This is a genomic window from Neomoorella stamsii (assembly GCF_002995805.1).
Lineage (GTDB): Bacteria > Bacillota > DSM-521 > Neomoorellales > Neomoorellaceae > Neomoorella > Neomoorella stamsii.
Map to the genome: position 1 here is coordinate 42,541 of NZ_PVXL01000057.1, position 15,937 is coordinate 58,477.

Genomic DNA, 15,937 nt, shown 5'->3' on the forward strand with positions numbered 1-15,937 from the left:
TTAAAGAAGTGGGAAGTGGAATTGACCCCCGGGGCAATTTTCCACCTCCCCACTTCTATCATAATGGAGGTGGCCGGCAGTGCGGGTGGGGATTACCCTGGCATGTACCGAATGCAAGCGACGTAATTATACTTCCAGCAAAAATAAAAAGAATGACCCCGATCGCCTGGAACTGAAAAAGTACTGCAGTTACTGCGGCAGGCACACTGTGCACAAGGAAACGAAATAGGATAGGGGTTTTTAAATGGTAACCAAGACCGTGGCCAAAACAGTTAACAACAAAACCAGTTTTAAAGAGCAAGCTACCAAATTTTTTCGGGGGTCCTGGACTGAGTTAAAAAAGGTCCACTGGCCGTCCCGTAAGGAACTGGTAACCTATACTTCCGTGGTACTGGTTTCAGTGCTCATTGTGGCGGCCTTATTATGGCTTTTTGACTCTGTCTTTAGTTTTCTGCTGGGCAAATTGATCTTGCGGTAGAGGTTAACATGGAAAAGGCCTGGTTTGTCATCCACACTTATTCTGGTTACGAAAATAAGGTTAAAGCCAACCTGGAAAAGCGCGTCGAGTCCATGAACATGGGCGATAAAATCTTCCGGGTAGTAGTGCCCATGGAAGACGAGATCCAGGTTAAGGACGGCAAGCGTAAAATCGTCAAACGGAAAATATACCCTGGTTATGTGCTGGTGGAAATGATTTTAACCGATGCCTCCTGGTACGTAGTGCGCAATACACCAGGGGTAACCGGTTTTGTGGGTACGGGTAATAAGCCCATACCCCTCCGGGAGGAAGAGGCCCAGCAAATCCTGCAACAGATGGGTGTTGAAGAACCGAGGCCGCGGATTGATGTAGCCGTGGGTGAAAATGTACGCGTTACCAGTGGCCCCTTTGAAAACTTTATCGGTTCGATAGAAGAGATCCAGCCCGATAAGGGTAAAATAAAGGTCCTGGTTTCCATGTTCGGCAGGGAAACACCTATTGAGCTGGATATTAACCAGATAGAAAAGATTGATTAAAGTAAAGTACCATCTACCATCCATGACGGTTGATTATTGAAACACACACTCATATTTCGAAGGAGGTGTTAAAAATGCCACCCAAAGCCAAGAAAGTAACGGCAGTGGTTAAACTCCAGGTACCGGCAGGTAAGGCGACGCCGGCACCGCCAGTAGGTCCGGCCCTGGGCCAGCACGGGGTTAACATTATGGCCTTCGTCAAAGAGTTTAACGACCGGACAGCCAACCAGGCTGGCCTGATTATCCCGGTGGAGATAACTGTTTACGAAGATCGTTCCTTTACCTTTATTACCAAAACGCCACCGGCAGCCGTTTTGCTGAAAAAAGCCCTGGGTATTGAGACGGCTTCCGGGGAGCCCAACCGCAAGAAAGTCGGCAAGGTTTCCCGGGAAAAGATCCGGGAGATTGCCGAACTTAAGATGAAGGATCTAAATGCCGCCAGTATTGAAGCAGCCATGCGCATGATCGAGGGTACTGCCCGCAGCATGGGTGTGGAAGTAGAGGCTTGAATAGAGGCTGGTGGGAGGAGTAATCCGCTAGAACCACGAGGAGGAATGCCCAAATGCCCAAGCATGGTAAAAGGTACCGCGAGGTTAGTAAACTGGTAGACAGGCAGCAACTTTACGAACCCGGCGAAGCTATTGCCCTGGCCAGGAAAACGGCCAGCGCCAAATTTGATGAAACCATTGAGGTAGCGGTAAAACTTGGTGTCGACCCCCGCCATGCCGACCAGCAGGTCCGGGGGACGGTAGTCCTGCCCAACGGTACCGGTAAAACCCGGCGGGTGCTGGTCTTTGCCAAGGGAGAAAAGGCCCGGGAAGCTGAGGAAGCCGGGGCCGATTTTGTGGGCGCCGAAGACCTGGTAGAAAAAATCCAGGGCGGCTGGCTCGACTTTGACGTGGCCATTGCTACCCCTGATATGATGGGTATGGTCGGTAAACTAGGCCGTATTTTAGGTCCCCGGGGGCTTATGCCCAATCCCAAGGCGGGCACGGTAACCATGGACCTGGCCCGGGCCATTAAAGAAGTCAAGGCCGGTAAAATTGAATTCCGGGTAGATAAGACGGCCATTGTCCATGCTCCTATTGGCAAAGCCAGTTTTGCAGAAGATAAATTGAAAGAAAATTTCCAGGCCCTGATAGAAGCCCTGGTAAGGGCCAAACCGGCAGCGGCCAAAGGCCAGTATTTAAAGAGCATCAGTATTTCTTCGACCATGGGGCCGGGGGTCAAAGTTAACCCCCTGCGGGCCGTAAGGTAAATAGCTAAAATTACAGTTTAAAAACTTCATACGGTATTTACCGTAGACAGCAGGTGCCAGGTAGGCTTAATATCCTGCCGAGGTAGTTAAAAATTAACCTTCCAGGTTTAAGGTTAATTATAATTATCTTTTGCCCTCGTTTGTCTGCGGGGGCTTTTATTTTTGGCAGAACGGAGGTGGGGAAATGAACAAACAGAGGGAAGCCAAGGTTGCGGCAGTGGCTGAAATAAAGGAAAAGATGGGCAATTCCATCGTCACCATCCTGGCCGACTACCGGGGAACGAATGTAGCTGAAATGACCAGGCTACGCCGGCAGTTACGGGAAGCCGGGGTAGAATTTAAAGTGGTGAAAAATACCCTCACGCGCAGGGCCGCGCAGGAATTGGGCCTGGATGCCCTTGAACCTTTCCTGGAAGGGCCAACTGCTGCGGCCTTCAGCTTAAACGACCCTGCGGCACCGGCCAAAATCTTATCGGAAGTAATGCGCAACAGCAAGACCTTCCAGATTAAGGCGGGCGTTTTGCAGGGCAGGGTTATTGGCCTGGATGAAATCAAGGCCCTGGCCGACCTGCCCTCCCGCGAACAGCTCCTGGCCAAAGTGGTGGGCGGCTTCCAGGCTCCCCTGGCCGGGCTGGTTAACGTCCTGGCTGGCAATATCCGCAACCTGGCCTACGTCCTGGAGGCCATCCGCAAAAAGAAAGAAGAAGCAGCTTGAGACCCTCATACCGCTAACACGGTACACAAAGGGCTGGCATTTGTTTGAAGCGAGCGACTTGGTCCAAGCGGTTAAGCAGCCGCAGGCTGTGCCGAGGAGCGAGGGCGGGGCCGAGGACAGGATGTCCGAGGCCGGATTCTAAAGGCAAGGATGCCGAATAGGCCGGGAACCCCGCCCGAGCCCGAGGCTGAGCCGTAGGCTGATCCGCGAGGACCAGGGAGCGAGCAAAAACAATGCCAGCCTGGAACGAAGTTATTTTCAGGGTAGAATGATTTTCAGAGGAGGAGTGACTCTCAATCATGAGCAAAGTTCAAGAAATTATCGATGCCGTCAAAGGTTTGACGGTGCTGGAACTCGCCGAACTGGTTAAGGCCCTGGAAGAAGAATTTGGCGTCAGCGCTGCCGCGCCGGTAGCCATGGCTGTAGCTCCGGGAGCAGCAGCCCCGGCTGAAGCACCGGCTGAAGAGCAGACCGAATTTGACGTCATCTTGAAGTCCGCCGGCGACAAGAAGATTAACGTCATCAAGGTGGTCCGCGAAATTACCGCCCTGGGCCTCAAAGAAGCCAAAGACCTGGTAGACAACGCTCCCAAGCCGGTTAAAGAAAAGGTCAGCAAAGAAGAAGCCGAAAGCATCAAGGCCAAGCTGGAAGAAGCCGGCGCCACTGTGGAAATCAAATAGTTGCCTGCTGCCAGAAGCCGGGGAACCGACGCTCCCCGGCTATAATTTTTGTCCTTGACATTAGTCGCCCTTTATGCTAACATAACAAAATGCCATTAATTTGCTGTCACATGATTAAGTATTTCCTGGGACGGCAATAATAGGTAGCAGGAACTTTAGAGGTCAAAAGCGAGGTTTTCAACACCTTGCTTTTGAATTTCTTGTGGGGGGGACCCATGTTGGCTTATCCGGTCAAGGTTGGGACCAGGGAACGGTGGACCTTTGCTAAAATCAAGGAGACCCTGGAGTTACCAAACCTGATTGAAATCCAGCGTAACTCCTACCAGTGGTTCATTGATGAAGGTTTGCGGGAAATTTTGCGGGATATTTCGCCAATCCAGGATTTTACCGGCAACCTGGTCCTGGAATTTGTTGATTATTCCCTGGGTGAGCCCAAGTACTCCCAGGAAGAATGCAAAGAGCGGGATATGACCTATGCTGCCCCCCTGCGGGTCAAGGTTCGGCTTATTAACAAAGAAACAGGCGAAGTTAAAGAGCAGGAAGTCTTTATGGGGGATTTCCCCCTCATGACGGAAAAGGGCACCTTTATCATTAACGGTGCTGAAAGGGTTATTGTCAGCCAGCTGGTCCGTTCACCGGGGGCCTATTATACGGAAAGTAAAGATGCTAACGGGACAAATGTATACGGCGCCACCATTATTCCCAACCGGGGTGCCTGGCTGGAGTTCGAAACCGACAATACCGAAAGCATCTACGTCCGTATTGACCGGACGCGGAAGATCCCGGCCACCGTCCTCCTGCGCGCCCTGGGCTATACGACTAATGCCCGTATCCTCGAACTCTTTGACTTTGATACGCGTATCCAGAATACCATGGAAAAGGATAACACCGATTCCGAAGAGGAAGCCCTGGTAGAGATCTATAAACGCCTGCGTCCTGGTGAGCCCCCGACTGTCGAGAGCGCCAGGAACCTGCTGGAATCCCTTTTCTTTGATCCCAAGCGCTACGATCTGGGCAACGTCGGTCGCTACAAGTTGAACAAAAAGCTGGGTCATGGCGTTTTGACGCAGGAAGTTAACGGCCGGCAGGAGTATATTCGTTGCCTTACCAAAGAGGATATTATCTATGCCATCAAATACCTGCTGCGCCTTATGGATGGCGAAGTTAAACCCGATGATATCGACCACCTGGGTAACCGCCGCCTGCGTTCTGTTGGCGAGCTCCTCCAGAACCAGTTCCGTATTGGCCTGGCCCGCATGGAGCGGGTAGTGCGGGAGCGGATGACCATTCAGGATGTGGATGTCATTACACCCCAGGTGCTGATTAACATCCGGCCGGTAGTGGCGGCCATCAAGGAATTCTTTGGTTCCAGCCAGCTGTCCCAGTTTATGGACCAGACTAACCCCCTTGCCGAGTTAACCCATAAACGGCGCCTCTCGGCCCTGGGGCCCGGTGGCCTGTCCCGGGAACGGGCCGGTTTTGAAGTGCGGGACGTGCATACTTCCCACTACGGCCGCATGTGTCCCATTGAGACCCCTGAAGGCCCGAACATTGGCCTGATTGGTTCTTTAAGTACCTATGCCCGCATCAATGAGTTTGGTTTTATTGAAACCCCCTACCGGCGGGTAGATAAAGAAAAGGGCGTCGTCACCAACGAAATTGATTACCTGACTGCCGATGAAGAGGACAAGTACGTCATTGCCCAGGCCAACGCTCCCCTGGATGAAGAAGGCCATTTCTTAGAGAAGCGGGTTAACGCCCGTCATGCCGGGGAAATTGTAGTCGTACCTGCCGACCGGGTTGATTACATGGACGTTTCCCCCAAGCAGATGGTCAGTGTGGCCACGGCCCTTATCCCCTTCCTGGAGCATGACGACGCCAACCGGGCCCTTATGGGAGCCAACATGCAGCGCCAGGCCGTACCCCTCTTAAGGACCGAGGCGCCCGTAATAGGCACTGGTATGGAATGGCGGGCGGCCCAGGATTCCGGGGTGGTCGTCCTGGCGAGAAACAGCGGCATTGTGGAAAGGGTTACGGCCCGCGAGATTGTCATCCGCACCGATGCCGGTACCGTGGATACCTACCGCCTGCAAAAGTTCGTCCGTTCCAACCAGGGAACCTGCATTAACCAGAAGCCCATTGTCCGCAAAGGGGAGCGGGTAACTGCCGGCCAGCCCATCGCTGACGGCCCTTCCACAAACCAGGGCGAGCTGGCCCTGGGCCGCAATATCCTGGTAGCCTTTATGACCTGGGAAGGATACAACTATGAGGACGCCATCCTCATTAGCGAGAAGCTGGTTAAGGAAGACATTTTTACTTCTATTCACATTGAAGAATATGAATGTGACGCCCGGGATACCAAACTGGGACCGGAAGAGATCACTCGCGATATTCCCAACGTCAGCGAAGACGTTTTAAAGGACCTGGACGAGCGGGGCATCATTCGTATCGGTGCCGAGGTACGCCCGGGTGACATCCTGGTAGGTAAAGTTACTCCCAAGGGCGAGACGGAGCTGACCGCCGAAGAGCGTTTGCTAAGGGCCATTTTCGGCGAAAAGGCCCGGGAAGTGCGGGATACTTCCTTGAGGGTACCCCACGGGGAGTCGGGTATCGTTGTCGATGTCAAGGTCTTTTCCCGGGAGAACGGTGATGAGCTGGCCCCCGGGGTTAATGAGCTGGTCCGGGTTTACGTCGCCCAGAAACGGAAGATTTCCGTAGGGGACAAGATGGCCGGCCGCCACGGGAATAAGGGCGTTATCTCCCGCATCATGCCGGAAGAGGATATGCCCTTCCTCCCCGACGGTACGCCCATTGAGATTGTGTTAAATCCCTTGGGCGTGCCCTCCCGGATGAATTTAGGCCAGATCCTGGAAACACACCTGGGCTGGGCGGCTAAAGCCCTGGGGATTAATGTAGCCACCCCGGTTTTTGACGGGGCTTCGGAAGAGGAGATTAAGGCTAAACTAAGGGAAGCCGGCCTGCCTGAAGACGGCAAGACCATACTTTATGACGGCCGTACCGGCGAGCCTTTTGACCGTCCCATTACCGTAGGCTATATGTATATGCTGAAACTGGCCCACCTGGTGGATGACAAGATCCATGCCCGGTCCACCGGCCCCTATTCCTTGGTTACCCAGCAGCCCCTGGGCGGTAAAGCCCAGTTTGGCGGCCAGCGTTTTGGGGAAATGGAGGTCTGGGCCCTGGAAGCTTACGGTGCGGCCTATACCCTCCAGGAAATCCTGACGGTAAAATCCGATGACGTCGTCGGCCGGGTCAAGACCTACGAGGCCATTGTGAAAGGGGAAAATGTCCCGGAACCCGGGGTGCCGGAATCCTTTAAGGTATTAATTAAAGAACTCCAGAGCCTGGGTCTGGATGTCAAAGTCCTCTCGGAGGAAAACGAAGAAATCGAAATTAAAGAAGACGATGATGATGGTGTCGAAGCAGCCCAGGACCTGGGCCTGGACATCCAGGGCCAGCCTGAAGCAGAGCCGGGAGAGGCTGTCGATGAAGCTGAAGAAGAAGACCTGGACTTTGATCCTGCCGACCTTGATCCCGGCGAACTGGAACTGGAGGTTGAAGGAGATGATTTTGACAGTGATTTTACAGTTATAAAACCACGGGCCAGGGTAGTCCCGGGCGGTAAATATGACGAAGAAGAAATTTAAGGTCTTCAAGGGGGGCAGGAATAATGCTGGATGTAAGCAACTTTGAGCGCATGCGTATCGGTCTGGCTTCACCGGAACAGATCCGGGCCTGGTCCAGCGGCGAGGTGAAGAAACCTGAAACCATCAATTACCGCACCCTGAAGCCGGAGCGCGATGGCCTTTTCTGCGAACGCATCTTTGGCCCCACCAAAGACTGGGAGTGTCACTGCGGTAAATACAAGCGGGTCCGTTATAAGGGCATTGTCTGCGATCGCTGCGGGGTGGAAGTAACCCGTTCCAAGGTGCGCCGGGAGCGGATGGGCCATATTGAACTGGCAGCCCCTGTCTCCCACATCTGGTACTTTAAAGGCATTCCCAGCCGCATGGGCCTCATCCTCGACATGTCACCCCGTGCCCTGGAGAAGGTCCTTTACTTCGTCTCCTACGTGGTTATCGATCCTGGCGATACCCCCCTCTTGAAGAAACAACTGCTCACCGAGGCTGAGTACCGGGAGTACCGGGATAAGTACGGCAATGCTTTCCGGGCGGCCATGGGTGCCGAAGCCATTAAGGAGCTCCTCCAGGAAATCGATCTCGACCAGCTGGCCGCCGAACTGCGGCAGGAACTGAAGGACAGTAGCGGCCAGCGCAAGATCCGGGCCATCCGCCGTCTGGAAGTGGTAGAAGCCTTCCGGGCCTCTGGTAACCGTCCCGAGTGGATGATCCTGGATGTCATCCCGGTGATACCCCCGGAACTGCGGCCTATGGTCCAGCTGGACGGCGGGCGTTTTGCCACCTCTGATCTCAATGATCTCTACCGCCGGGTAATCAACCGCAACAACCGTTTGAAGAGGCTCCTGGACCTGGGGGCGCCGGACATTATTGTCCGCAATGAAAAGCGCATGCTCCAGGAAGCCGTGGACGCCCTGATTGATAACGGTCGCCGGGGCCGGCCGGTGACCGGCCCCGGTAACCGGCCCCTGAAGTCTTTAAGCGACATGCTCAAAGGTAAGCAGGGCCGTTTCCGCCAGAACCTGCTGGGCAAGCGGGTTGACTACTCGGGCCGCTCGGTAATAGTTGTCGGGCCGGAACTAAAAATCCACCAGTGCGGCCTGCCCAAGGAAATGGCCCTGGAACTCTTCAAGCCTTTTGTTATGAAACGGCTGGTAGATAAAGGCCTGGCTCATAATATAAAAAGTGCCAAGCGTATGGTGGAACGGGTAAAGAATGAAGTCTGGGACGTCCTGGAGGAGGTTATCGCCGAGCACCCGGTCCTCTTAAATAGGGCACCGACCCTGCACCGCTTAGGTATTCAGGCCTTTGAGCCGGTGCTGGTGGAAGGCCGGGCCATCCAGATTCACCCCCTGGTCTGTACGGCCTATAACGCCGACTTCGACGGCGACCAGATGGCCGTCCACGTTCCCCTTTCGGCCGAGGCCCAGGCCGAGGCGCGCCTTTTAATGATGGCCGCCCACCATATCCTGAACCCCAAGGACGGCAAACCGGTCGTTTCGCCGACCCAGGATATGGTGCTGGGATCCTATTACCTGACTACCGTAAGCCACGGGGCCAGGGGCGAAGGGAGGGTATTTGGCAGCTACGATGAGGCCTATATGGCTTATCTCAACAAGGACATTGACGTCCACGCCCTGATCAAGGTACGCCTGGAAGACGGCAAGCTCCTGGAGACGACCATCGGCCGCCTGATTTTTAACCGGGAAATCCCCATCCCCAAAGAACTGGGTTACTATAACTGTGAAGTTGACAAAAAGAAGCTGACGGAGATCATCGCCCGTTGCTATAAACTCCTGGGGACGGAAGCCACCGCTACCCTGCTGGACGGCATCAAAAAAGTAGGCTTCCATTACTCCACCCTGGCCGGCTTTACCATTGGCATCAATGATATCGTTGTGCCAGGGGAGAAAAAGGAGATAATCGCTGATACGGAAGCCGCAGTAGAGAAAATTGACCAGCAATATCGCAAAGGTTTAATCAGCGAGGAAGAGCGTTACCAGAAAGTCATCAGCCTCTGGAATAACGCCACCGATACTCTGACTAAACAGCTCATGGCGGGCATGGATAAATTCAACCCCGTCTTCATGATGGCCAATTCCGGTGCCCGCGGTAACGTCCAGCAGATTCGCCAGCTGGCCGGGATGCGGGGCCTCATGGCCGATCCGTCCGGCCGGATTATCGACCTGCCCATCAAGGCCAACTTCCGCGAAGGCTTGACGGTGCTGGAGTACTTTATTTCTACCCACGGCGCCCGGAAAGGCCTGGCCGATACGGCTTTAAGGACGGCGGACTCCGGTTACCTCACCCGGCGCCTGGTGGACGTGGCCCAGGATGTCATTGTCCGGGAAGACGACTGCGGTACCACGGCCGGTATTGAAGTGGAGGAAATCCACGAGGGCAACCAGGTAATCGAAAAGATGGAAGAACGCCTGACCGGGCGTTATGCTCTGGAGGATGTTTACCACCCGGAAACCGGTGAACTCCTGGTAGCCGCCGGCACCATGATTAGTGATGAGGCGGCCCGGACCATTGTGGCTGCCGGTATTAAAAAGGTAAAGATCCGTTCCGTCCTCACCTGCCGGACCCGCTACGGCGTTTGCCGTAAATGCTACGGCCAGGACCTGGCCACGGGTAAGGATGTAGAAATTGGCGAAGCCGTGGGGATTATCGCCGCCCAGTCCATCGGCGAGCCCGGTACCCAGCTGACCATGCGTACCTTCCATACCGGCGGTGTGGCTGGTGAGGACATCACCCAGGGCCTGCCGCGGGTAGAAGAACTCTTTGAAGCACGCAAACCCAAAGGCCAGGCCACTATTGCCGAGACTACCGGCACCATTACCGCCATTAACGAGATCCGGGGCCGGCGGGAGATTGAAATCACCGACGCCAATGGTGAAAAGTTCTCCTACCATGTTCCCTATGGCTCCCGCCTGAAGGTTAACGAAGGCGACCACGTGGAAGCCGGTGATGAGTTAACGGAGGGTTCCGTTAACCCCCACGACCTGTTAAAGGTAAAGGGTGTCCGAGGTGTCCAGCTTTATCTCCTGCGGGAAGTGCAGCGGGTTTACCGCCTGCAAGGGGTCGACATCAACGACAAGCATATCGAAGTGATGATCCGCCAGATGCTGCGTAAAGTCAAGGTGGAAGATGAGGGTGATACCGATCTCCTGCCCGGCACCCTGGTGGACGCCTTTGAATTTGAAGATGTAAACCTGAAGGTCCAGGCCAGCGGCGGCAAACCGGCGACGGCCCGGCCGGTGCTGCTGGGCATTACCAAGGCCTCCCTGGCGACGGATTCTTTCTTGTCGGCAGCCTCCTTCCAGGAAACGACTCGGGTGCTGACGGAAGCAGCCATCAAGGGGCGGGTAGATCCCCTCCTGGGCCTGAAAGAGAATGTAATTATCGGTAAGCTGATCCCGGCCGGTACCGGCATGAGCCGCTACCGGCAGCTAAGGGTAATAACCCCGGAAGCTGGAGGGGAAGGAGAGGCTACGCCAGAATCTGTTGACACGGCTACCGGAAAATGATAGTATAAGAAAGTGTGACTGCCCAGGGGAGGTTGAATTATGTCCTATGAGCGTTTGCGGGTGGCCAAAAAACGAGTGGTAGGCACCAAACAGGTCACCAAAGCGGTAATGAAGGGGACAGCCCGGGTGGTCTATATAGCTAAGGATGCCGAACCCCATGTAACCGGGCCGTTAATTCAGCTTTGCCGCGAACGGGGTGTAGAAGTAGTCGAGGTAGACTCAATGAAAGAGCTGGGGCGGGCCTGCGGCATCGAAGTAGGTTCAGCCTCAGCCGTTATCTTGGAAGAATAGCCGGGGAAGGAGGTGGAAGGAATGCCGACAATCCAGCAGCTGGTGCGAGAGGCAAGGGAAAAGGTAGTCAAAAAGTCGACGGCACCTGCCTTAAAGGAATGTCCCCAGAAGCGGGGTGTCTGCACCCGTGTTTATACAACTACACCCAAAAAGCCCAATTCGGCCCTGCGCAAGGTAGCCCGGGTACGCCTAACCAATGGCATTGAGGTAACCGCCTACATCCCCGGTATTGGTCATAATTTGCAGGAACACTCGGTGGTCCTGGTAAGGGGGGGCAGGGTGAAGGACCTGCCGGGCGTCAGGTATCATATTATCAGAGGTACCCTCGATTCTGCCGGCGTCCAGAACCGTAACCAGGGCCGTTCTAAGTACGGGGCCAAACGGCCCAAAAAGTAGTGGTAAGGGGGGATAAGGGTTGCCACGGCGAGGCAGTGTTCCCCGGCGGGAGGTTTTACCGGACCCGCTTTATGGGAGTACCAAGGTTACCAAATTAATTAACCAGGTCATGCTCAATGGGAAAAAATCGCTAGCCCAGCGGATTTGTTATGACGCCTTCGACACCATCAGGAAAAAAACCGGTAAGGATCCGGTGGAGGTTTTTGAACAAGCCCTCAAAAATGTAATGCCGCTCCTCGAAGTTAAGGCCCGCCGGGTGGGTGGTGCCAACTACCAGGTACCGGTGGAAGTGCGGCCGGAAAGGCGGCAAACTTTGGGCATCCGCTGGCTGGTAAACTACGCCCGGACGCGTAGCGGCAAGAGTATGGCCGAAAAACTCGCTGCCGAGTTGATGGATGCCGCCAATAATACCGGCGGTGCTGTCAAGAAACGCGAAGATACACATAAGATGGCGGAAGCCAACAAAGCCTTTGCTCATTACCGGTGGTAGGTGTGGGGGTCAGGGGCCCAGGAACTGGAGGTCTCACCTCACAGCGACCTCCGGTACCTGAAACCTGATTACAAGAAGGGATGAAACTTTATGGCTAGAGAATACCCACTGGAAAAAACCAGGAATATCGGTATCATGGCCCATATTGATGCCGGTAAGACTACTACCACCGAGAGGATACTTTTCTATACCGGCCGCGTGCACCGTATGGGCGAAGTGCATGAAGGCAATGCAACCATGGACTGGATGGTCCAGGAACAGGAACGTGGTATCACCATTACCTCGGCTGCTACTACCTGCTTCTGGCGGGACCATCGTATTAACATTATCGACACGCCAGGCCACGTGGATTTTACCGTGGAGGTAGAACGCTCTTTGCGCGTCCTGGATGGGGCTATAGCCGTCTTCTGTTCTGTAGGCGGGGTTGAGCCCCAGTCGGAAACCGTCTGGCGTCAGGCGGATAAATACGGCGTACCCAGGATTGCCTATATCAATAAAATGGACCGGATCGGGGCTGATTTTTACCGGGGCGTCAGGATGATTGCCGACCGCCTGGGAGCCAATCCGGTGCCCATCCAGTTACCCATTGGCGCTGAAGATAATTTCCGCGGCCTGGTAGATTTGATCCGCCTGAAGGCCATTTACTACACTGACGATTTAGGGACCGCCATTGAGGAAGGGCCTGTTCCAGCCGACATGGAAGACCTGGTGCGCGAATACCGGGAGAAGTTGCTGGAGGCTGTGGCCGAAAGCGATGAAGAATTAATGCTCAAGTACCTGGAAGGGGAAGAGCTAACCGAAGAGGAGATCAAGGCCGGTATTCGCAAGGCAACCATTGCTGTCAAGATGGTACCGGTTCTCTGCGGTTCTTCTTTTAAAAACAAAGGCGTTCAGCCCCTGCTGGATGCGGTGGTGGATTTCTTACCCGCGCCCACTGACGTGCCAGCCATCCAGGGTATTGACCCGGAAACAGGCTCCGAGGATGAGCGTCATTCCAGCGATAACGAGCCCTTTGCCGCTCTGGCCTTTAAAATCATGGCCGATCCTTATGTAGGCAAGTTAACCTTTTTCCGGGTCTATTCCGGGACCATCAAATCTGGCTCTTATGTTTACAATTCCACCAAGGGCCGCCGGGAGCGGATCGGCCGTATCTTACGCATGCACGCTAACCACCGGGAGGAAGTTGAAGAGGCCTACGCCGGTGATATAGCGGCAGCGGTGGGCTTGAAGGAAACGACCACCGGCGATACCCTGTGCGACGAGCAGCATCCCATTGTCCTGGAGGCCATGGAATTCCCCGAGCCAGTTATTTCCGTAGCCATTGAGCCCAAAACTAAAGCCGACCAGGAAAAGATGAGCCTGGCCCTCCAGAAACTGGCCGAGGAAGACCCGACCTTTAAGATGCATACCGACCCCGAAACCGGGCAGACCATTATCTCCGGCATGGGCGAACTGCACCTGGAGATAATTGTCGACCGCCTGCTGCGGGAGTTTAAAGTGGGTGCCAAAGTCGGCCGGCCCCAGGTGGCCTACAAAGAGACCATTCGCCGGCCGGTCAAGGCCGAAGGCAAGTTTATCCGCCAGACGGGCGGCCGCGGCCAGTACGGCCACGTGATTATTGAAGTAGAACCCCAGGAGCCCGGGAAGGGTTATGAGTTTGTTAATAAGATCGTCGGCGGGGTTGTACCCAAAGAGTATGTCCCGGCAGTTGACGCCGGCGTCCAGGAAGCCATGGCCAACGGTGTTCTGGCCGGTTACCCGGTAGTAGATGTGCGGGTGTCCCTGGTGGATGGTTCTTACCACGAGGTCGACTCTTCGGAAATGGCCTTTAAGATTGCCGGTTCCCTGGCCTTCAAGGATGCCGCCAAAAAGGCCCAGCCGGTTCTCCTGGAACCGGTCATGAAGGTCGAAGTTGTGGTACCGGAAGAATATATGGGCGATGTTATCGGTGACCTGAACTCCCGCCGCGGCCGGGTGGAAGGTATGGAGCCCCGGTCCGGCGCCCAGGTCATTCGCGCCCTTGTCCCTCTGGCCGAGATGTTCGGTTATGCCACCGACCTGCGGTCCCGGACCCAGGGCCGGGGTACCTACGTCATGCAGTTTGATCATTATGAAGAGGTACCCCAGAACATCGCCACCGAGATTATCAGCAAACGCCAGGGAGCATAAGCATAGGGAAGTGCGAAGTGGGAAGTTTTACTGCCTGCTTCGGTAACTGAACATTTTAATGGGGCGTGTTCCGTTGTTGGTAAAGGGGCTACTTTGGACGGTAGACCACCATTATTAACAGACCCTCATGCCGCTAACGCGACACCATCAGAAGGATGAAATAACGGGCTGGCATTTGTTTGGAGCGAGCGAGCTTCTACCGAGCGGTTAAGCAGCCGCAGGCTGTGCCGAGGAGCGAGGGCGGGGCCGAGGACAGAGAGGCCAAAGGCCGGATTCTAAAGGCAAGGATGCCGAATAGGCCGCCCAGCACTCACAGTAACCAAGTTACAGTAACCAGTTCTTCGGTCTATGCAGTCGTACTACCTTTGGAGGTAGCTGAGTTAAGTGAGTGCTGGGCGCCCGAGACCGAGGCTGAGCCGTAGGCTGATCCGCGAGGACCAGGGAGCGAGTAAAAACAATGCCAGCCTGGAGTGAAGTTATTTTCAGGCTTCTCACCTTTCATTTCTCAATAACGGAGGAGGCAAAACCACCCATGGCCAAACAAAAATTTGAACGCAAGAAACCCCACGTCAACGTTGGAACCATCGGTCACGTTGACCACGGGAAGACGACTCTGACGGCAGCCATCACCTTCTGCCTGGCCAAAGCCGGGGGGGCCGTACCCACGGCGTACGACCAGATCGACAAGGCACCGGAAGAGCGGGAACGGGGCATCACCATTGCCACGGCCCACGTCGAGTACGAGACAGAAAAGCGGCATTACGCCCATGTCGACTGCCCGGGCCACGCCGACTACGTCAAGAACATGATCACGGGTGCGGCTCAGATGGACGGCGCCATCCTGGTAGTATCGGCAGCCGACGGCCCCATGCCCCAGACGCGGGAACATATACTTTTAGCGCGGCAGGTAGGAGTGCCCTACATTGTCGTTTTCATGAACAAGGTCGATCAGGTAGACGACCCAGAGCTGTTAGAGCTGGTAGAGATGGAAGTCCGGGAACTGTTAAGCGAATACGAATTCCCGGGTGACGAGATACCCATCGTCAAAGGCAGCGCCCTGAAAGCCATGGAATGCGGCTGCGGCAAGCGGGAATGTGAATGGTGCAGCAAGATCTGGGAACTGATGGACGCGGTAGACAGCTACGTGCCAACCCCCGAACGGGACGTCGACAAACCCTTCCTGATGCCCATCGAAGACGTGTTCACCATTACCGGCCGGGGCACGGTGACCACCGGCAGGGTAGAGCGGGGCAAGGTGAAAGTAGGGGATGAAGTAGAGATTATCGGGCTCAGGGACCAGGTCCGGAAGACGGTAGTGACCGGGGTAGAGATGTTCAGGAAGATTCTGGACGAAGCGGTAGCCGGGGATAACATTGGCACGCTTCTCAGGGGAGTAGAGCGCAAAGAAGTAGAACGCGGGATGGTACTGGCCAAGCCGGGGTCCATCAAACCCCACACCAAATTTAACGCGGAAGTATACGTACTGACCAAAGAAGAAGGCGGGCGGCATACACCCTTCTTCAACGGTTACCGGCCGCAGTTCTACTTCCGGACGACGGACGTGACGGGGGTAGTCAAACTGCCCGAAGGGGTAGAGATGGTGATGCCTGGGGACAACATCCGCATGACCATCGAGCTCATTACCCCCATAGCCATTGAAGAAGGCTTACGGTTTGCCATCCGTGAAGGCGGCCGCACCGTGGGCGCCGGCGTCGTGACCGGGATTATCGAGTAA

At 55.1% G+C, this 15,937-nt stretch carries 14 protein-coding genes and 1 other annotated feature; all 14 genes read left to right on the top strand.

Annotated elements, in window-relative coordinates; genetic code table 11:
- Positions 1 to 79 precede the first annotated feature (79 nt).
- The 14 genes from rpmG (at position 80) to tuf (ending at position 15,937) form a co-directional block, all read left to right on the top strand.
- Positions 80 to 229, top strand: coding sequence for a 50S ribosomal protein L33 (rpmG, locus tag MOST_RS13175; protein ID WP_054938427.1), 150 nt, complete (start codon positions 80 to 82; stop codon positions 227 to 229).
- A gap of 15 nt (positions 230 to 244) precedes the next feature.
- Positions 245 to 478 carry a preprotein translocase subunit SecE gene (gene secE, locus MOST_RS13180; protein WP_054938428.1) on the top strand — a complete coding sequence of 78 codons (234 nt, stop codon included), beginning with the start codon at positions 245 to 247 and terminating at the stop codon, positions 476 to 478.
- 8 nt (positions 479 to 486) lie between these two features.
- Positions 487 to 1,014: a transcription termination/antitermination protein NusG gene (nusG, locus tag MOST_RS13185; RefSeq protein WP_054938429.1), complete on the top strand. Its 528-nt coding sequence runs from the start codon at positions 487 to 489 to the stop codon at positions 1,012 to 1,014.
- Between the two features lie 74 nt (positions 1,015 to 1,088).
- Positions 1,089 to 1,523 (top strand): 50S ribosomal protein L11, encoded by a 435-nt coding sequence (rplK, locus tag MOST_RS13190; RefSeq protein ID WP_054938430.1) that lies wholly within the window; start codon positions 1,089 to 1,091, stop codon positions 1,521 to 1,523.
- A gap of 53 nt (positions 1,524 to 1,576) precedes the next feature.
- Positions 1,577 to 2,272: a 50S ribosomal protein L1 gene (rplA, locus tag MOST_RS13195; RefSeq protein ID WP_054938431.1), complete on the top strand. Its 696-nt coding sequence runs from the start codon at positions 1,577 to 1,579 to the stop codon at positions 2,270 to 2,272.
- A gap of 22 nt (positions 2,273 to 2,294) precedes the next feature.
- Positions 2,295 to 2,442: a sequence feature (ribosomal protein L10 leader region), on the top strand.
- A gap of 14 nt (positions 2,443 to 2,456) precedes the next feature.
- A complete protein-coding gene (rplJ, locus tag MOST_RS13200; protein ID WP_054938432.1) occupies positions 2,457 to 2,987 on the top strand; it encodes a 50S ribosomal protein L10 in 531 nt (176 codons plus the stop codon).
- Positions 2,988 to 3,286: 299 nt separating this feature from the next.
- Positions 3,287 to 3,667, top strand: a complete 381-nt coding sequence (rplL, locus tag MOST_RS13205; protein WP_054938433.1) for a 50S ribosomal protein L7/L12 — start codon at positions 3,287 to 3,289, stop codon at positions 3,665 to 3,667.
- Between the two features lie 218 nt (positions 3,668 to 3,885).
- Positions 3,886 to 7,335 (top strand): DNA-directed RNA polymerase subunit beta, encoded by a 3,450-nt coding sequence (gene rpoB, locus MOST_RS13210; protein WP_170067057.1) that lies wholly within the window; start codon positions 3,886 to 3,888, stop codon positions 7,333 to 7,335.
- A 23-nt stretch (positions 7,336 to 7,358) separates the two neighbouring features.
- Positions 7,359 to 10,856 carry a DNA-directed RNA polymerase subunit beta' gene (gene rpoC / locus MOST_RS13215; protein WP_054938434.1) on the top strand — a complete coding sequence of 1,166 codons (3,498 nt, stop codon included), beginning with the start codon at positions 7,359 to 7,361 and terminating at the stop codon, positions 10,854 to 10,856.
- A 39-nt stretch (positions 10,857 to 10,895) separates the two neighbouring features.
- Positions 10,896 to 11,147 carry a L7Ae/L30e/S12e/Gadd45 family ribosomal protein gene (locus tag MOST_RS13220; RefSeq protein ID WP_054938435.1) on the top strand — a complete coding sequence of 84 codons (252 nt, stop codon included), beginning with the start codon at positions 10,896 to 10,898 and terminating at the stop codon, positions 11,145 to 11,147.
- A gap of 21 nt (positions 11,148 to 11,168) precedes the next feature.
- Positions 11,169 to 11,543: a 30S ribosomal protein S12 gene (gene rpsL, locus MOST_RS13225; RefSeq protein ID WP_054938436.1), complete on the top strand. Its 375-nt coding sequence runs from the start codon at positions 11,169 to 11,171 to the stop codon at positions 11,541 to 11,543.
- A 19-nt stretch (positions 11,544 to 11,562) separates the two neighbouring features.
- The gene (rpsG, locus tag MOST_RS13230; protein WP_054938437.1) at positions 11,563 to 12,033 is read left to right on the top strand and encodes a 30S ribosomal protein S7; all 471 of its coding nucleotides are present in this window, start codon (positions 11,563 to 11,565) and stop codon (positions 12,031 to 12,033) included.
- A gap of 90 nt (positions 12,034 to 12,123) precedes the next feature.
- Positions 12,124 to 14,202 (top strand): elongation factor G, encoded by a 2,079-nt coding sequence (gene fusA, locus MOST_RS13235; RefSeq protein ID WP_054938438.1) that lies wholly within the window; start codon positions 12,124 to 12,126, stop codon positions 14,200 to 14,202.
- 532 nt (positions 14,203 to 14,734) lie between these two features.
- Positions 14,735 to 15,937 (top strand): elongation factor Tu, encoded by a 1,203-nt coding sequence (gene tuf, locus MOST_RS13240; protein WP_054937171.1) that lies wholly within the window; start codon positions 14,735 to 14,737, stop codon positions 15,935 to 15,937.